17 protein-coding genes and 1 pseudogene are annotated in these 15,914 nt (G+C 73.5%); 9 read left to right on the top strand and 9 right to left on the bottom strand.

All coding sequences use genetic code 11. From position 1 onward, the window contains the following. Nucleotides 1–98 precede the first annotated feature (98 nt). From E6W39_RS29780 to E6W39_RS29765, 4 genes and pseudogenes are all read left to right on the top strand, one after another. A complete protein-coding gene (locus E6W39_RS29780) occupies nt 99–1,043 on the top strand; it encodes an ABC transporter ATP-binding protein (RefSeq protein ID WP_141636125.1) in 945 nt (314 codons plus the stop codon). Next, a complete protein-coding gene (locus tag E6W39_RS29775) occupies nt 1,040–1,861 on the top strand; it encodes an ABC transporter permease (RefSeq protein ID WP_141636124.1) in 822 nt (273 codons plus the stop codon). Before E6W39_RS29780 ends, E6W39_RS29775 begins: the two co-directional genes overlap by 4 nt. A 37-nt stretch (nt 1,862–1,898) precedes the next feature. Then, complete coding sequence (locus E6W39_RS29770) at nt 1,899–3,188, top strand: sensor histidine kinase (RefSeq protein WP_141636123.1); 1,290 nt, start codon at nt 1,899–1,901, stop codon at nt 3,186–3,188. Continuing rightward, nucleotides 3,185–3,849: pseudogene (locus E6W39_RS29765) on the top strand (response regulator). The gene E6W39_RS29770 and the pseudogene E6W39_RS29765 overlap by 4 nt, the downstream one beginning before the upstream one ends. Before the next feature lie 58 nt (nt 3,850–3,907). Here the strand turns inward: E6W39_RS29765 and E6W39_RS29760 are convergent. The 3 genes from E6W39_RS29760 to E6W39_RS29750 form a co-directional block, all read right to left on the bottom strand. Beyond that, nucleotides 3,908–4,507: a hypothetical protein gene (locus E6W39_RS29760; RefSeq protein WP_141636122.1), complete on the bottom strand. Its 600-nt coding sequence runs from the start codon at nt 4,505–4,507 to the stop codon at nt 3,908–3,910. Nucleotides 4,508–4,638: 131 nt separating this feature from the next. Then, nucleotides 4,639–5,550, bottom strand: a complete 912-nt coding sequence (locus E6W39_RS29755) for an undecaprenyl-diphosphate phosphatase (protein ID WP_141636121.1) — start codon at nt 5,548–5,550, stop codon at nt 4,639–4,641. Nucleotides 5,551–5,760: 210 nt separating this feature from the next. Then, on the bottom strand, nt 5,761–6,303 hold the full coding sequence (locus tag E6W39_RS29750; RefSeq protein WP_141636120.1) for a DoxX family protein: 543 nt from the start codon (nt 6,301–6,303) through the stop codon (nt 5,761–5,763). A 180-nt stretch (nt 6,304–6,483) separates the two neighbouring features. Here E6W39_RS29750 and E6W39_RS29745 point away from each other — a divergent pair, with 180 nt between their 5' ends. After that, on the top strand, nt 6,484–7,125 hold the full coding sequence (locus tag E6W39_RS29745; RefSeq protein ID WP_141636119.1) for a MarC family protein: 642 nt from the start codon (nt 6,484–6,486) through the stop codon (nt 7,123–7,125). A gap of 7 nt (nt 7,126–7,132) precedes the next feature. Here E6W39_RS29745 and E6W39_RS29740 read toward each other — a convergent pair whose 3' ends face one another. Continuing rightward, nucleotides 7,133–7,573, bottom strand: coding sequence for an Lrp/AsnC family transcriptional regulator (locus E6W39_RS29740; protein ID WP_141636118.1), 441 nt, complete (start codon nt 7,571–7,573; stop codon nt 7,133–7,135). Nucleotides 7,574–7,739: 166 nt separating this feature from the next. On the opposite strand from E6W39_RS29740, the gene E6W39_RS29735 reads away from it, so the two are divergent. From E6W39_RS29735 to E6W39_RS29725, 3 genes are all read left to right on the top strand, one after another. Next, the gene (locus E6W39_RS29735) at nt 7,740–8,579 is read left to right on the top strand and encodes a tryptophan 2,3-dioxygenase (RefSeq protein WP_141636117.1); all 840 of its coding nucleotides are present in this window, start codon (nt 7,740–7,742) and stop codon (nt 8,577–8,579) included. Further along, nucleotides 8,576–9,820: a kynureninase gene (kynU, locus tag E6W39_RS29730; protein WP_228718409.1), complete on the top strand. Its 1,245-nt coding sequence runs from the start codon at nt 8,576–8,578 to the stop codon at nt 9,818–9,820. Before E6W39_RS29735 ends, kynU begins: the two co-directional genes overlap by 4 nt. 124 nt (nt 9,821–9,944) lie before the next feature. Beyond that, complete coding sequence (locus tag E6W39_RS29725; protein WP_101380102.1) at nt 9,945–10,424, top strand: DUF2269 family protein; 480 nt, start codon at nt 9,945–9,947, stop codon at nt 10,422–10,424. A gap of 71 nt (nt 10,425–10,495) precedes the next feature. On the opposite strand, the gene E6W39_RS29720 is transcribed toward E6W39_RS29725, so the two are convergent. Next, nucleotides 10,496–11,527 carry an Lrp/AsnC family transcriptional regulator gene (locus E6W39_RS29720; RefSeq protein WP_141636116.1) on the bottom strand — a complete coding sequence of 344 codons (1,032 nt, stop codon included), beginning with the start codon at nt 11,525–11,527 and terminating at the stop codon, nt 10,496–10,498. A gap of 108 nt (nt 11,528–11,635) precedes the next feature. Between E6W39_RS29720 and E6W39_RS29715 the strand changes: the two genes are divergently transcribed. Further along, nucleotides 11,636–12,418: an inositol monophosphatase family protein gene (locus E6W39_RS29715; RefSeq protein WP_141636115.1), complete on the top strand. Its 783-nt coding sequence runs from the start codon at nt 11,636–11,638 to the stop codon at nt 12,416–12,418. Here E6W39_RS29715 and E6W39_RS29710 read toward each other — a convergent pair. The 4 genes from E6W39_RS29710 to E6W39_RS29695 all read right to left on the bottom strand — a co-directional run bounded on the left by E6W39_RS29710 (nt 12,411) and on the right by E6W39_RS29695 (nt 15,782). After that, a complete protein-coding gene (locus E6W39_RS29710; RefSeq protein ID WP_141636114.1) occupies nt 12,411–13,046 on the bottom strand; it encodes a nucleoside/nucleotide kinase family protein in 636 nt (211 codons plus the stop codon). The two genes, E6W39_RS29715 and E6W39_RS29710, sit on opposite strands and share 8 nt — an antisense overlap. After that, a complete protein-coding gene (locus tag E6W39_RS29705; RefSeq protein ID WP_141636113.1) occupies nt 12,980–14,032 on the bottom strand; it encodes a zinc-binding dehydrogenase in 1,053 nt (350 codons plus the stop codon). The genes E6W39_RS29710 and E6W39_RS29705 overlap by 67 nt, the downstream gene beginning before the upstream one ends. Nucleotides 14,033–14,131: 99 nt before the next feature. Further along, a complete protein-coding gene (locus tag E6W39_RS29700) occupies nt 14,132–14,704 on the bottom strand; it encodes a hypothetical protein (protein WP_141636112.1) in 573 nt (190 codons plus the stop codon). An 85-nt stretch (nt 14,705–14,789) separates the two neighbouring features. Then, on the bottom strand, nt 14,790–15,782 hold the full coding sequence (locus E6W39_RS29695; RefSeq protein ID WP_141636111.1) for an NAD-dependent epimerase/dehydratase family protein: 993 nt from the start codon (nt 15,780–15,782) through the stop codon (nt 14,790–14,792). Nucleotides 15,783–15,914: the final 132 nt, after the last annotated feature.

The following is a 15,914-nucleotide window of genomic DNA, read 5'->3' as shown; positions in this document are numbered from 1 at the left end:
GCCACCTGCGGTTCCTCCTCACGCGGCACGTTTTCGGCCGTTGCCGGCACCTAGCGTGGACACCGTCGCCCGTCCACCCCCTCGCCCGAGGACCACAGATGATCGAAGCCGTCGGCCTCACCAAGAGCTACGGCCCCAAAACCGCCGTCCAGGACCTGAGTTTCAGCGTCCGCCCCGGCATCGTGACCGGCTTTCTCGGCCCCAACGGAGCCGGCAAGTCCACCACCATGCGCATGCTGCTCGGCCTGGACACCCCGACCTCGGGGCACGCCACGGTCAACGGCCGCCGCTACTCGGACCACCCGGCCCCGCTGCGCGAGGTCGGCGCGATGCTGGAGGCCCGGGCCATCCACACCGGCCGCTCGGCCCGCAACCACCTGCTGGCGCTGGCCGCCACCCACGGCATCCCGACCTCCCGGGTGGACGAGGTGATCGACCTGGTCGGCCTGCGCGAGGTGGCCCGCCGACGGGCCGGCGGCTTCTCGCTCGGCATGGGCCAGCGCCTGGGCATCGCCTCCGCACTGCTCGGCGACCCGGCCACGCTGATCCTCGACGAGCCGGTCAACGGGCTCGACCCCGAGGGCATCCTGTGGATCCGCAACCTGCTCAAGTCGCTTGCGGCGGAAGGCCGTACGGTGCTGGTCTCGTCGCACCTGATGAGCGAGATGGCGCTGACCGCCGAGCACCTGATCGTGATCGGCCGCGGTCGGCTGATCGCGGACACCTCGGTGGCCGACTTCACCGCCGGCGCCTCGCAGGGCGGCGTGCGGGTGCGCACCCCGCAGGCCGACGAGCTGGCGCTGCTGCTGCGCGACCTTCCCGGCGCGGCCGTCGCCGTCGAGGACGAGCCCGGAGTGCTCACCGTGGAGGGCGTCGACAGCGAGGCGGTCGGCAAGTTGGCCGCCGAACACCGCGTGGTGCTCTTCGAGTTGACGCCGCGTCAGGCATCGCTGGAGGAGGCGTTCATGGAACTCACCCGGGACGCCGTCGAGTACGAGGCCGTGGTCCGGCCCGCCGAGCTGGTCAAGGAGCCCGCGGCATGAGCACGACTACGACATACGTTTCGAACCGGGCCGGCGACGGCAAGGTCACGCTGCCCCGCGTGGTCACCTCCGAGTGGATCAAGTTCCGCTCGCTGCGCTCCAGTTGGATCACCCTGGCGGTGGCGGCCGCGCTCACCATCGGGTTCGGCGCGCTGTTCTGCTGGGCCACCATGAACCGCTGGGACCACCTGCCGGCCGACGAGCGGGCTGCCTTCACGCCCGCCGAGCACAGCCTGCGCGGCTTCTACCTGGCGCAGATGGCGATCGGCGTGCTCGGCGTGCTGGTGGTCACCGGCGAGTACTCCACCGGCATGATCCGGGCCTCGCTCTCCGCCGTGCCCAAGCGGCTGCCGGTGCTCTGGGCCAAGGCGCTGGTCTTCGGCACGGTCACCTGGGTGGTGGCCACCGTCTCGTGCCTGGTCGCCTTCTTCGTCGGCCAGTCGATCCTGGCCGGCAAGCACCTGGACACCACGCTCTCCGCGCCCGGGGTGACCCGGGTGGTGCTCGGCATGGGCCTCTACCTCACCGCCATCGGCCTGCTCGCGGTCGCCCTCGGCACCCTGATCCGCAACACCGCGGGCGGCATCGCCTCGGTCTTCGGCGTGCTGCTGGTGCTGCCGGTGCTCAGCGAGGCGCTGCCCAGCTCCTGGCAGCAGCACATCAGCCCGTACCTGCCCAGCAACGCCGGGCAGGCCCTCGTCCACATCACCCAGGAGCCGCACTCGATGGCGCCGTGGGCCGGGTTCGGCCTGCTCTGCGGCTATGTCGCCGTCGCCCTGGTCGCCGCCGCCGCGGTGCTCAAGCGGCGGGACGCGTGACCGTCACCGGTCGCCCGGTTCGTTGCACAATGGCGCAATGACAGTGGCTGGACTGCCCGAGCTGCCCCTGACCGCCCTCGGGCGGCGCTTCCCCGGCGCCACCCGGGGGCTCGCGGCGCTGCGGGCCCGGCGGCTCGGTGAGCGCCACCCGGTGCTGGTCGACGGCTGCGGCGCGGTGCTGCTGCTGGTGCTCACCTCCGGCGTGCACGCCCGGATGATGCCGGGGCTCTGGGAGCTGCCGCTGCAGGCCGCCCTGGTGCTGCCGCTCGCGCTGCGCCGCCGCCACCCGGCCGGGGTCTTCGCCGTGGTCGCGGTGGTCGCGTTCGTCCAGTGGGTGATCAGCTGGTGGGCCGACAGCCATGTGCTGCCGGCCGACATCGCCGCGCTGATCGCGCTCTACACGGTGGCTGCGCACCGCTCGTTCCGCTGGACGCTGGCCGCGTACGGGACGCTCGAGGTCGGCGTGCTGCTGTGCGTGCTGCGCTGGCGCCCCGAGTACCCAATCGCCTCCCCCTTCGAGGCGGTCCTGAAGACGGTCTTCTTCCTCTCCGGCGTCACCACCGCCGCCGTGGTGCTGGGCCGCAATGTGCGGGCCCGGCAGGCCAAGCTGGCGGCGCTGCAGCAGCGGGCCCGCGACCTGGAGCGCCGGCGCGACCAGCAGTCCGCGCTGGCGGTCGCCGAGGAGCGCAGCCGGATCGCCCGGGAGATGCACGACATCGTCACCCACAACCTGTCGGTGATGGTGGCGCTCGCCGACGGCGCCGTCTACGCCAACGAGCACGCGCCCGAGAAGGCCACCGCCGCGATGCGGCAGAGCGCCGAGACCGGCCGCCAGGCGCTCACCGACATGCGCCGGTTCCTCGGCGTGCTGCGCGCCGACGAGCCGGACGCGCTGCGCCACCCCCAGCCGGGCCTGGGCCAGCTGCCCGCGCTGACCGCCCAGGTGCGCGCCGCCGGGCTGCCCACCGAGCTGGCGCTGACCGGCGACCACGCCCATGTCTCCCCCGGCGCCCAACTCACCGTCTACCGGCTGGTCCAGGAGTCGCTGACCAACACCATCAAGCACACCGCCCCCGGCGCCCGCGCCACCGTCACCGTGGTCTGCGGGCCGGGCTCGGTGGCGGTCGAGGTGTGCGACGACGGCCGCGCCCTGCCCCGCCCCGCCGAAGGCCTGCTCGGCACCGGCCACGGCCTGGCCGGGATGCGCGACCGGGCCGCCGCCTACGGCGCCGAGCTCAGCGCCGGGCCGCTGCCGCAGGGCGGCTGGCGGGTGGCGGCCACCCTCGATCTCGCCCTGCCCGACCTCGCCGAGGAGAAGCCGTCATGACCATCCGCGTCCTGCTGGTGGACGACCAGCCGCTGCTGCGGGTGGCCTTCACCCTGGTCCTCGACTCGCAACCCGACCTGGCGGTGGCCGGCGAGGCCGAGGACGGCGCCACCGCCGTCCGGCTGGCCGCCGAGCAGCGCCCGGACGTGGTGCTGATGGACGTCCGGATGCCCGGCATGGACGGCATCGAGGCGACCCGCCGGATCGTCGAGGAGTCCCCCGACACCAAGGTGCTCATCCTGACCACCTTCGACCTCGACGAGTACGCCTTCGCCGGGCTGCGGGCCGGCGCCTCCGGCTTCCTGCTGAAGAACGCCCAGCCGGCCGAGCTGCTCAGCGCGATCCGCAGCGTGGCGGCCGGGGACGCCGTGGTGGCGCCGCGGATCACCCGGCGGCTCCTCGACCACTTCGCCGACAAGCTGCCCGACCGCAGCTCCCCGATCGCGCGGCGACCGCGATCGAGTCGCTGACCGCCCGGGAGCGCAGCGTGCTGGTCCAGGTCGCCCGCGGCCTGTCCAACGCCGAGGTCGCCGCCGAACTCCAGCTCGCCGAGGCCACCGTGAAGACCCACGTCAGCCGGATCCTGCTGAAGCTCGGCCTGCGCGACCGGGTGCAGGCGGTGGTCTTCGCCTACGAGAACCGCCTGGTGCGCCCGACCTGACCGGGCTCAGGGCCGCTGTTTTGGATCAGGGGGCCCGGCATGATCCATAACAGCGGCCCTAATAGCGCAGCGCCGTCTCCACGGTTGCGGTGATGCCGCTGGAGAGGGCCCGGTGGCTGACCGCCGTGCCGGTGCCGGTCTGGCCGGCGGCCACCGGGCCGATGGTGACCACCGTGGTGTCCTGCAGGGCGCCGCCGGCGTCCTTGAAGGCGACCTGGACGGTGTAACGGGCGCTGCCGGAGCCGTGGTTGGCCACTGTGACCGGCACCTGGAGCTTGCCGTCCGAGGTGGTGCTCGCCGTGCCCAGGGTGACGTCCTTGGTGGCGTTCACGCCGCCGGTGGCGCTGGCGAACGCGGAGGCGGCCTGGGACTGCGCGGACGAGAGCGCGGAGGAGCCCACGGAGGCGGCGGCGGAGAGCGCCGAGGAGGCCGCGGAGGCGGCCTGCGAACCGGCCCCGGAGGCGATCGACGACAGCACCGACTGGGCCCCGGCGAGCGCGGAGGAGGCCGCCGGGGAGGTCGTGGCCGTGGTGCTGGAGGAGCAGCCGGTCAGGGCCAGCCCCAACGACAGCGCCACTCCGGTCGCCAGGGCGAGCGGGGCGGCAAGCGCGCGGACACGGCGCGGCGCGGTGGCGCGGGGCGGGGTGCGGCGGTCCATCGGGCGGCCTCCTGGGTCGGGAACTACCCACCCACCGTCGACCGGCCCCGGGGCCCGCGCCAGGCGGGCCGGGCAACCGGGTGAGGGCCCGTCACATGCCCGGGCGGACCGTCACACGCTCAGGCGGACCGTCACACGCTCAGGTAGACCGCGCTGCCGACGCCGGCGAGCATGCAGTAGATCGCGAACGGGGTCAGGCTGCGGTTCTCGAAGTACTTGGTCAGGAACTTCACCGAGATGTAGCCGGCCACGAAGGCGGCCACCGAGCCGGCCAGCAGCGGGCCGCGGATCCCGGCGTTCTCCGGCTTGGCCAGCTCGGGCAGCTTGAGCGCCGAGGCGGCCAGGATCACCGGGGTGGCCAGCAGGAAGGAGAACCGGGCCGCGTCCTCGTGGTTCAGCCCGCGCAGGATGCCGGTGCTCATGGTGACGCCGGAGCGGCTGATGCCCGGCAGCAGGGCGAGGATCTGGGCGGCGCCGATCCAGGCGCCCTTGCCGAAGCTCATCTTGACCAGCCGGCGGTCCGAGGCCAGGTCGGGGTCGACCCCCGGGGTGTGCTGGACGGCCGCGCCGGCCCGGCGCCGACCGCCGCCACCGCGCCGCAGCCGGTCCGCGCCCAGCAGCACGAATCCGTTGAGCGCCAGGAAGATCGCCGCCGGAACGGGCTTGCCGAGCGCGTTGCGCAGCGCCTTCTCGGCGACCAGGCCGGCGATGCCGACCGGGATGGTGCCGACGACCAGCAGCCAGGCGAGCTTCTGCTCGATGGTCTGGATCCGGCGCTCGCGTATGGAGGTGTACAGCCCGCGGATCACCCGCACCCAGTCCCTGCGGAAGAAGACCACCAGGGCGAGCGCGGTGGCCAGGTGCAGGCCTACCAGGACCGTCAGGTACGGGGACTGGGCGGCGGTCAGGTCCAGGTCGCTCTTGGTCTTGCCGCCGATCAGGGCCGGGAGCAGGATGCTGTGTCCCAGGCTGGAGACCGGAAAGAGCTCGGTCACACCTTGCAGCAGGCCCACGCCGATGGATTCCGGGTAGGTCAGGGACATCGGCACACCCTCAGTCGCGGTACGGGTCTGGTGGGAGGCGACACCGCACCGAGCCGTTCGAAACGGCTTTCGGGCCCCTCCCCGCGAGAAGGTACTACGTCCGTGTAGACGTCAGGCGGGGTTGGACCCGAAGTTCACCAGCTGTTCGACTGGGGGTCGGTTTGCGGACTCCTTTCGCCGTCCGACCGCGGGTGGCAGAGAGGTTCGGGATTACTCGGGCTCGGAGTCCATCGCCTTGGCGGCCGCCTCCCGGACGGCGCGCTCGCGCTTGGTCACCACCGCGTAGGCGCCGGCCGCCGCGGCCGCGAACGACAGCGCGCCGAGGACCGAGCGGTTGAAAGCGTTGCCGGTCAGCTCGTCCAGCGAGTAGCGGCCCGGGCCGGCGATGCCGAGCGCCAGGCCGCAGACGCCGAGCAGCGCCGGGTACTCGTAGCCGCCCTTGGTGACGAAGAAGCCGTGCGGGAAGTGCACCGAGGCCGCCCCGGCCATGGTGCCCGCCACCACCGGTCCGGCCACCGGCGTGGCCAGCCCCATCACCAGCAGCGCGCCGCCGCCCGCCTCGCCCAGGCCGGCCGCCAGCGCGCTCTGCCCGCCCGGCTTGAACCCCATCGACTCCATCGCCTTCGCGGTGCCCTCCAGCCCGCCGCCGCCGAACCAGCCGAAGAGCTTCTGGGTGCCGTGCGAGAACAGCACCCCGCCGACGGCCGCCCGCAGCACGAGCAGTCCGAGATCCTTGCGGTTGACGCAGCCCATGGTGTCCTCATCTCTGCCGCCCCCGGATGACGCCTCCATCCCAACCGACCGCTGCCCACTCCTCACCCCGGCGCGGCCATCCGGGGGACCCCGCCGGGCCCGCCGAGACGCCGCCCACACCTGGCGCGCCCGCCGGTGCGCCGACCGCCCCGCCCCGGTCCGCTCGCTCATCCTGGGGAAATGGCCACCTTCAACTTCAGCAGCGTGTTCATCACCTTCTTCGCCGTGGTCGGCCCGCCCAAGGTGCTGCTGACCTACGCCGAGCTGAGCCGCACCCGCAGCCAGCGCGAACTGATCAGGCTGGTGGCGGTGAGCACCGCGCTGGCCGCGGCCGTCGGGGTGCTGATGGCCCTGCTGGCCGAGACGGTGACCGGGTTCTTCCACGTCAGCGACGAGTCCCTGCAGCTGGCCGGCGGGACGATCTTCTTCCTCTATGCGGTCGGCCTGGTGCTCGGGGTGCACTTCGGCGTCGTGACGACCGAGTACGACGACCGGCTGAGCCGCCCACTGGCCGAAGGCGTGCGGGAGCTGTCCCTCCCGTACATCGCCAGCCCGCTGGCGATCACCGCGGTGCTGGTGGAATCGCTCGCCAACGATGCCGTGAGCTGGCGGTTCACGGTGGCCGGCGCCTATCTGCTGGTGGTCGGGTGCAACGCGGTCAGCGTGGTGGCGCTGGCCCCGCTGCTGCGCCGCACCCACCAGACCTCCTTGGAGGTGGTCTCCCGACTGCTCGGCCTGCTGCTGGCCGCGGTCGGCGTGGAGCTCATCCTCAACGGCCTGGAGGGGCTCGGGGTGCACCTGGCCAGCCCCAACAGGCAGTGAGGCGGGGCTACGGCGGGGTGACCGGCCGCCAGGGCACCGGGGTGGAGAGGATCATCGAGCTGGTCGGCTGCCCGTAGGGGGCGAAGCGGTCGGTCAGCGCCTCGAACTCGGCCATCCCGGGGACCGCCACCAGCAGGACGCAGCAGGCCCCGCCGGTGACCCGGTGCAGTTGCAGCACCTCCGGCCACTCGGCCACCTCGGGGTCGCGCAGCAGGCAGCGCGGGCCGTAGCACTGCACCTGGACCAGCGCCGTCACCGGCAGTCCGGCGCGGGAGAGGTCGACCTGCGCGTGGTAGCCGGCGATCACCCCGTCCGCCTCCAGCCGCCGCACCCGCTCGGCGACGGCCGGTGCGGACAGGCTGACCCGGCGCGACAATTCGTTGTAGGAGAGCCGGGCGTCGGCCTGCAACTCGGCGAGCAGTCGGCGGTCCAGCGCGTCCAGCGCCATCGGTTCCTCCAGGGCAGTAACCGCTACCCGGAGTAATCGCCAAGTCATCGGGGAAAACACCTTGTGATCGGAAAGCGATGACCGCGATCTGGTAGCCGGTACCCATTCAAGACTGCCGTGAGCCGCCGCACAATAGTCCGCGCCTGCCATGAGAGGGAGCGAGATTATGGCCCAGTCCACCGTCCAGAAGCCGAAGCTGGCCTACGACGCCGACCCGGCCGCGGCGCACGGCGGCGCCACGCCCTACGAGGCCTACGCCCGCCTCGACGTGCTGCACACCCTGCAGCAGCCGCGAAGCACCGTCGACGCCGAGATGTCGTTCATCATCACCACCCAGGTGATGGAACTGCTCTTCGACCTGGTGCGGCACGAGTGGACGCTGACCCAGCAGGCGCTGCGCGCGGACGACCTGCCGGCCGCCCGCGCCGCGCTGCGCCGGGGCGCGCTCACCCAGGACGTGCTGAACAGCTCCTGGGACCTGCTGGCCACGCTCTCCCCGGTGGAGTTCAGCGCCTTCCGCCCGCTGCTCGGCGAGGCCTCCGGGTTCCAGTCCTCGGCCTACCTCCTGCTGGAGTTCCTGCTCGGCAACAAGTCCGAGCGGCTGCTGGAGATGTACGGCGGCGCCCCCGAGGTCCGCAAGCAGCTCACCGCCGCCCTGCACGGCCCGAGCCTCTACGACGAGGTGCTGGCGCTGCTGGCCCGCCGCGGCCTGCTGAGCGAGCCGGCGGCCCCGGGCACGGAGCGCTACCGGCCGAGCGAGGCCGTGCAGGCTGCCTGGCGCACCGTCTACACGGACCCGGCGCACGCCGATCTGGTCGAGCTGGCCGAGGCGCTGCTGGACACCGCCGAACGGGTCACCCGCTGGCGGCAGCGCCACTACTCTTCGGTCAAGCGCACCATGGGGGCCAAGTCGGGCACCGCCGGCTCCAGCGGGCTGGCCTGGCTGAAGGCCGCCACCGAGCAGGACGTCTTTCCGGAGCTGTGGACCGTGCGAGGAGAGCTGTGACCGACCCGAAGAGCCTGGCCGTCCCCACCACCCGCGAGCAGTGCGCGGCGCTGGACGCCGTCGACCCGCTGGCGCCGCTGCGCAAGGAGTTCACGCTGCCCGTCGAGGGCATCTACCTGGACGGGAACTCGCTCGGCGTGCTGCCGGTGCGCACCCCCGAGGTGGTCCGACGGACCGTCGAGCAGGAGTGGGGCCAGGGCCTGATCACCAGCTGGAACGCGGCCGGCTGGACCGAGCTGCCGCACACCCTGGGTGCCGGGATCGCGCCGCTGATCGGGGCCGGCGACGGCGAGGTGCTGGTCTGCGACGGCGTCTCGATCAACCTCTTCAAGATCCTCACGGCGGCAATGCGGATGCGCCCCGGGCGGCACACGGTGCTCGGCGAGCGGGACACCTTCCCGACCGACCTCTACATCGCCGAGGGCGTCACCGGGCTCTTCGAGGGCGCCCGCAGCGTGCTGCTCGACTCGCTGGACGACCTGGACGCCCACCTCGACGAGGGCGTCGCCGCGGTGGTGCTCTCGCACGTGGACTACCGCACCGGCGTGCTGCTCGACATGGCCGGGATCACCGAACGGGTGCACCGCGCGGGCGCGTTGATGATCTGGGACCTGTGCCACTCGGCCGGTGCGCTGCCGATCGACCTGACGGCCTGCGAGGTGGACTTCGCGGTCGGCTGCACCTACAAGTACCTCAACGCCGGACCGTGCGCACCCGGTTTCCTCTACGCGGCGACCCGCCACCACGACGCCGTGCGGCAACCGCTGACCGGGTGGTTCGGGCATGCCGAGCCCTTCGCGTTCCGGCCCGAGTACCAGGCGGCGCAGGGCATCACCCGGTTCATGACCAGCTTCCCGCCGCTGCTGGCGCTGGCCGGGCTGCGGGCCACCCTGGAGATCTGGGAGCAGGTCGACCTCGACCAGGTGCGGGCCAAGAGCCTGGCGCTGACCGAGCTGTTCATGGCGCGGCTGGCGGACCTGGAGATCGTCACCCCGAGGGAGCCGGAGCGGCGCGGCAGCCAGGTGGCGATCCGGTACCCGGACGGGTTCCCGGTGGTGCAGGCGCTGATCGAACGCGGGGTGATCGGGGACTTCCGGGCGCCCGACCTGATGCGCTTCGGGTTCACCCCGCTCTACACCTCGTACACCGACGCCTGGGACGCGGCCGAGGCGCTGCGCGAGGTGCTGGCGAGCGGTGAGTGGCGCGCCGAGCGGTTCCACCGGCGGGGCGCGGTGACCTGAGGTTCCCCTGTGGAGGGCCCGGCCTCAGGGCCGGGCCCGTGGGTTCTGGGGGCGGGTGTTAGCGTGCCGGGCGGAGCCGTCTCCCCCGGACGGCCGCACCCACCGCACGAAAGCGATCCTTTCCATGGGCAAGTTCCTGCTGAGCCTGCACGTTCTGGCGGCCGTGATCGCCATCGGGCCGGTGACGGTCGCCGCGAGCATGTTCCCGCGCAAGGCCCGCGCCGCGCTGGCCGGCGGACCGGAGGCGGCCGGGGAGGCCTCGGCGGTGCACACCCTGAACCGGATCACCAAGGTCTACGCGGCGATCGGCGTGGCGGTGCCCGTGCTGGGCATCGGCACCGCGCAGGTGATGGGCGTCATGAGCAGCCCCTGGCTGATCACCTCGCTGGTGCTCACCATCGTGGCGGCGCTGGTGCTGCTGGTGCTGGTGCTGCCCCCGCAGCAGGCGGTGGTCGACACCCTGGCCGGCGAGGCAGAGGCCGACGCCGGCAAGGCGCTGGGCGGGCTCAAGATGCTGGCCATGAGCACCGGGCTGTTCTCGCTGCTCTGGGCGGTGGTCACGGTGCTGATGGTGGTCCGGCCGGGCTCCACCACGCACGCCTGACGCTCACGGTCCGGGCAGCACCATGGGCGCTTGGCGCTCACGGTCTGGGCAGCACCACGCACGCCTGACGCTCATGGCTTGGGCAGCACCACGCGCGCGCCCGCGCGTTTGACGGCTCGCGCGACGATCACCGTCTCCATCCGGTCCACGCCGAGCGGGCCGAGCACCTCGGTGGTGAAGCGGTAGAGCGCGGCGTGGTCCGGGCAGAAGACCGCGGCCATCAGGTTGTGCGGGCCACTGGTGGCCACCACCCCGTGCACCTGCGGGTGGGCGGCCAGTGCCGTACCGGCCGCCGCAAGTCGGCCGGGCGGCAGCGCGAGGTAGAGGTTGGCGTCCACGGCCATGCCGAGCAGGCGCGGGTCGACCGTCACATGGGTGCGCAACTGCCCGGCCGCGGCCAGCCGTTGCAGTCGCCGGCGCACCGTGGACTCGGGGGCGCCGACGGCGGTGGCCAGGGCGGCGGCCGAGCTGCGGGCGTCCTCGGTCAGGGCGGCCAGCAGCGCACGGTCCAGCGGGTCGTCCTTCGCCGCGACCGGGGCCGGCACGGTCGGCGGCGGGGTGGTCGGTTGCGGGGTGGTCGGATGCGGGGTGAGGGCGGCCGTCTCCTCGGGGGTGAGCAGGCCGGCGTGCCACTGCGCGGCGTCGGCGAACAGGTGGAGCACCGCGTACACCGTGGTCTCGGTGACCGCGCCGGTGACCGGCAGTTGGCGGTAGAGCAGGCCGTCCCGGCCGGCCTGGTCGCTGACCAGTACCGCGCCCACCTCCTGCCCGCCCAGCATCACATCGACGAACGGCACGTCCGAGCGGTCCGCGAGCGCGTCGGCCACGGCGGCCACCCGGCCCTGCAGCACCCGGATCCGCAGTAGCAGCGCACCGACCGCGTCGTCCACGGCCCGCGGCTGCACCACCACCTTGACCACCCCGGTCTCCCGCAGCCGGGCCAGCCGCCGCGTCACGGTGCGCGCCGAGACGCCGAGCGCGGCGGCGATCCGGCCCGGCTCGGCACGGCCGTCGACTTGCAGGGCGCAGACCAGTCGGCGGTCCAAGGCGTCCAGGGCGTCCGCGGGGTTCGCAGTGTCCGGATCCGCTGTTCTGGGTGCCATCGCTGTCCGATCTCCGCCACATCCAGGGTGGTCCACGACGTACTCGGCCGCACTCACGGTACTCCTTGTCCCACACGGGAGAGCTCATGGAGTGGGACGGAGCGGGAGATGACCGAGCTGTTGGACGGTGTGCTGGCGGCGGTGCGCGAGACCGCTGACTGGCTGGCGCAGCGGCACCGCAGCGAGCCGCTGCCGGCCGCCGGCCGCGCCGAGGCGTTCGCCGCCTTCGCCGCGATCGACGAGCCGGCGGCCGGCCTGCTGCGTGAGCGGCTGACCGCGCTGCGCCCGGAAGTCGGCTGGCTGGACGCCGAGTTGGCGGGCGTGGTGCCGGACAGCGGCGACTGGTGGGTGTGCGACGCCACCGACGGCGCGGTGCAGTACCTGCTCGGCCAGCCGCACTGGGCGGTCACCGCGACCCTGCTGCGGGACGGCGAGGCGGTGCTCGCCGTGGTGCACGCGCCCCAACTGGGCCTCAGCTACACCGCGTTGCGCGGCTCCGGCGCCTGGCTGAACGGCCGGCCGATCACCCCGTCCGCGCGGGAGCTGGCCGCCGCCGTGGTCGCCACCAGCCAGCCGCCGGCGGTCCGCGAGGACCCGTGGGCGCTGCACCGGGCCGGCGCCTCGCTGAGCGCCGTGCTCGCCGGCGGAGTGGTCGCCGTGCGCAACCTGGGTCCGACCGCGCTCCAGGTGGCCCAGGTGGGCTCCGGACACCTGGACGCCTTCTGGGAGTTCGGCCTGGACGGGCCCAACCTGCTGCCGGGCGCGCTGATCGCCGCCGAGGCCGGTGCCCTGGTCACCGACGAGCGCGGGGCGCCCTGGCGAGCCTCCTCGACCGGCTTCGTCGCTGCCGGCCCGGTGGTGCATCACGCACTGGTTGGGCTGCTCAACTGAGGTCGGTTGCGGGGTGATTGGGGTCGTCCACGCGCACCAGCACATCCGCGCTCTCGGCCGGCCGGACCTGGGCGTCGTAGCGGGCGAAGGCGGGCAGCGTCCACTGCTCGGCGTCGGGGGTGCGGCGGGCCAACGCCGGTGGGGACATCAGCAGATGGACCGTCAAGTCGAACGGGAACCAGCGGCCGAGCAGCAGCGGCCCGTCCAGCAGCACCACGGTGCCGGGCGCCAACTGGCGGTAGGGGCTGCGGGTTGCGCGATCGGTGCGCGGATCCCACAGGTCCGGCAGCACCTTGCCGCTGCCGCCCGGGTCGAGCGGCGTGAACACCTCGCGGAACAGCGCGTTGGTGTCCAGCCACAGGTCGAGGTAGGCGTCCGCGTCCTGGTGGCCGTACTCCAGCCGGATCGAGGCCGGCCGCAAGAACCCCTGTGCCCGGATCCGCTGCACCGCCCGACCGCGCAGCCGCAGCTCGTCGGCCAGCGCCTCGGCCAGCCGCCCCGGCCCGGCCGCGCCCGCGCCGTCCACCGCGACCCGCGGCCACTGCCCGCCGTCGGCCGGCATCAGCTGCTCGACCCGGTCGGCGAGTTGCTCGGTGAGCCGGGTCCAGGAGATCGGGTGCAGCCGCATGATGGGGCCCATGCTAGCCGCTCACCGCCCCAGTCGCGGGGCGTGCCGACCTCCAGCAGCGTCTTGCCCACCGTCGCCCGGGACTCGATCGCGGCATGCGCGGCGGCCGCCTCGGCGAGCGGGTAGCGCTGGCCGATCACCGGGCGCAGCCGGCCCGCCGCAGCCTCGGCGAGTGCGTACTCGGTGGCGTCGCGCAGGGCGTCCGGGGTGCGGTCCGCGGTGACCAGCGCCACGCCCCGGGCGGCCGCGGTGTCGGCCGGGATCGCCGCCCACTCCCCGCTGGCCAGCCCGTAACTCACCATCCGCCCACCCGGGCCCAGCAGTTCGAAGGCGGCCCGGCCGATCGCGCCGCCCACGCCGTCGAACACCGCGTCCACCGCCCCCACCGCGGCCGTCCAGTCGGCCTCCCGGTAGTCGACCGCCAGGTCCGCGCCCAACTCCCGGGCCAGCGCCGGCTTGCGGGGCCCACCGGCCGCCGCGACCACCTCGGCGCCGGCCGCCTTGGCCAACTGCAGCAGCAGGCTGCCCACCCCGCCGGCCGCGGCTTCCACCAGCACCCGCTCCCCCGCCGCCGGCCGGACCGCTCGCAGCTGGAGCACCGCCGTCCGCCCGTCCGCCAGCAGCGCCAGCGCGTCGTCCAGGGCCAGCCCGTCCGGCACCTCGAACACCCCGGCGGCCGGCACCGCGGCCAGTTCGGCATAACCACCGCTGCCGCCCGTGCCGGTGACGACCCGCCGGCCGAGCAGCGCCGCGTCCGCTCCCGCCCCGACGGCCGTCACCGTGCCGGCCACCCCGTTGCCCGGGATCATCGGCAGCTCGGCCCGGAACGGCCCCGCCCCGGTGGCCCGGAACTGCGTCTCCACGAAGGTGATGTTGGCGAACTCCACGGCCACCAGCGCCTCCCCCGCCCCGGGCACCGGATCGGGAGCCGTACCCGGCACCAGCACCGAGGGGTCACCGAATTGCTTGAGCCAGATCGCGCGCATCAGCTTCAACTCCTTGATCGGACAGCCGCCTGCGGCCCATCCTGGTAGCTCAAGGAGGCTTGAGGTCAAGGGACGGCCCTTGAGGTCAAGGGAGGGCCCTCAGGCCTGCCGCCTCACCAGGTGCTCGATGATTTCGGCGACGTAGGCGCCGCGGTCCCGGATCAGCTCGATGCTCGCCGCGATCACATCGTCCCGGATCGGCTGGAAGCAGGCTTCTCCGGCCGGGATGGCAGTGATCGTCAAGTGGAATTCGGAGAACTGGGTTCCGGTCTGCCGGCTGTGGTCGCGGATGGCGTCGGCGAGGCGGATGGGCTGCCGGCCGGGGGCCGGCCTGCTCAGTCGTGCGAGTTCCCTCTTCCGGGCGGACCTCCAGGCCAGCAGCGCGGCGGAGTTCCGGTGGATGACCACGCCGAGCGGGCCGTCGAGGGTGCGGGCGAGCTGGGACTGGTGGGTCGGTGCCGCCATGGCGCGCTCCCACCACGTCCGCCACTGCTCCGCGATCACCGGGTCGTGGTGCTCCTCCCGGCGGAGTTCCAGTGCCACGGGCGGGTCGACGGGCGGTAGGCCGAACGGATCCGGGTAGCCGAACGCGTCGCGCACGGCGAGCGCGAGCGCCACGTCGTGCGAGTAGTCCAGGGTGACCGACCAGGGTGTACTCGGTGCTGCCGTCATCCGGTTCGCTCCTGTCTGGTGCACCCAGCGGTGCCCCGTCGGTGAAGCCGGCCGGCCGGCTGCCGGCCGGCTTCACGTCATCGGGTCAGCCTGCCAGCTCGCTCAGCAGGCGCTGCTCCTCCTGCGCGCCGAGTCCCTCGCCGCCGGCGGCCGGGCCACCCCGGGAGGTGTCCCAGGCGAGGGTGTCGGCCAGGGTCTGCGCGAGCGGCCGCAGGGCCAGGCCGGCGGCGAGCGCCCGCGAGACGTCCACCTGGTTGATGGCGGCGCAGTCCGGGTCGGCGATCCACATCGGGACCCCCATCCAGGGGTCGACCCCCGCGGCGAGCAGCCGGTCGCTCGGGATCCACACCGGCTCGGCCGCCGACCGCGTGACGGCACGGCAGGCGTCGAAGAACGCACCGAACGGCATGGACCGGCCGGTGGTGTTGTAGACGCCGCCGAGCCCTGCCCGTGCGCACCTGAGGATCCAGTCGGCGAGGTCGCGGACGTCGATGAACTGGGCGGCGTCCGCCGGATCGCCGGGGAGCAGGACCCGGCCGCCGCGGGCGAAGCGGCGGGGCCAGTAGGCGAAGCGGTCCGTGGGGTCGTGCGGGCCGACGATCATGCCGGGGCGGACGATCGTGGCCTGCTGCCCGAAGGCGTCGAGCACCACCCGCTCGCAGGCGGCCTTGCGTGCCCCGTACTCCTCGTGGGCCGGCAGGTACTCGCGCAGCCGGAGCACCTCGCCGTCCTCGTTCTGGGGGGTGCTCTGGTCGGCCAGGACGGAGAGGGACGAGACGAAGACGTACCGTCCCACCCGGCCGTGGAGTGCGTCGACGGACTTGGCCACCACCTGGGGGTCGTAGCCGGCCACGTCGACGACGGCGTCCCAGCGGCCGCCGCTCAGAGCGGCGAGGTCTTCGGTGCGGTCGCCGATGACGGTCCGGACCTCGGGGAACAGGCCCGGGTTGGTGCGGCCCCGGTTGAACAGGGTCACCTGGTGGCCGCCGCCGAGCGCGGCCTCGACGACGGCGCGGCCCAGGAAGCGGGTGCCGCCGAGGACAAGGAGGTTCAGCGGTCGAGCGTTGTTGTTGTGCACGGTGTGCGACTCCGGAGTTCGTTGTCGTTGCCCGGGTCGCGGCGGCACGGCGCCGGTGCGCTCTGCTCAGTCGGCGACCCGGATGAGGGCATGGCGAAGCTCGCTCACGGCACCCATAACCTCACCTCCTCA

Origin of the sequence: Kitasatospora acidiphila, assembly GCF_006636205.1 — a bacterium.
GTDB lineage: Bacteria > Actinomycetota > Actinomycetes > Streptomycetales > Streptomycetaceae > Kitasatospora > Kitasatospora acidiphila.
This window is presented reverse-complemented; position numbering and strand designations above follow the sequence as displayed.

Coding starts and splice junctions, on each gene's coding strand:
- E6W39_RS29780 (WP_141636125.1), top strand. CDS start 99: ATGATCGAAGCCGTCGGCCTCACCAAGAGCTACGGCCCCAAAACCGCC.
- E6W39_RS29775 (WP_141636124.1), top strand. CDS start 1,040: ATGAGCACGACTACGACATACGTTTCGAACCGGGCCGGCGACGGCAAG.
- E6W39_RS29770 (WP_141636123.1), top strand. CDS start 1,899: ATGACAGTGGCTGGACTGCCCGAGCTGCCCCTGACCGCCCTCGGGCGG.
- E6W39_RS29760 (WP_141636122.1), bottom strand. CDS start 4,507: ATGGACCGCCGCACCCCGCCCCGCGCCACCGCGCCGCGCCGTGTCCGC.
- E6W39_RS29755 (WP_141636121.1), bottom strand. CDS start 5,550: ATGTCCCTGACCTACCCGGAATCCATCGGCGTGGGCCTGCTGCAAGGT.
- E6W39_RS29750 (WP_141636120.1), bottom strand. CDS start 6,303: ATGGGCTGCGTCAACCGCAAGGATCTCGGACTGCTCGTGCTGCGGGCG.
- E6W39_RS29745 (WP_141636119.1), top strand. CDS start 6,484: ATGGCCACCTTCAACTTCAGCAGCGTGTTCATCACCTTCTTCGCCGTG.
- E6W39_RS29740 (WP_141636118.1), bottom strand. CDS start 7,573: ATGGCGCTGGACGCGCTGGACCGCCGACTGCTCGCCGAGTTGCAGGCC.
- E6W39_RS29735 (WP_141636117.1), top strand. CDS start 7,740: ATGGCCCAGTCCACCGTCCAGAAGCCGAAGCTGGCCTACGACGCCGAC.
- E6W39_RS29725 (WP_101380102.1), top strand. CDS start 9,945: ATGGGCAAGTTCCTGCTGAGCCTGCACGTTCTGGCGGCCGTGATCGCC.
- E6W39_RS29720 (WP_141636116.1), bottom strand. CDS start 11,527: ATGGCACCCAGAACAGCGGATCCGGACACTGCGAACCCCGCGGACGCC.
- E6W39_RS29715 (WP_141636115.1), top strand. CDS start 11,636: ATGACCGAGCTGTTGGACGGTGTGCTGGCGGCGGTGCGCGAGACCGCT.
- E6W39_RS29710 (WP_141636114.1), bottom strand. CDS start 13,046: ATGCGGCTGCACCCGATCTCCTGGACCCGGCTCACCGAGCAACTCGCC.
- E6W39_RS29705 (WP_141636113.1), bottom strand. CDS start 14,032: ATGCGCGCGATCTGGCTCAAGCAATTCGGTGACCCCTCGGTGCTGGTG.
- E6W39_RS29700 (WP_141636112.1), bottom strand. CDS start 14,704: ATGACGGCAGCACCGAGTACACCCTGGTCGGTCACCCTGGACTACTCG.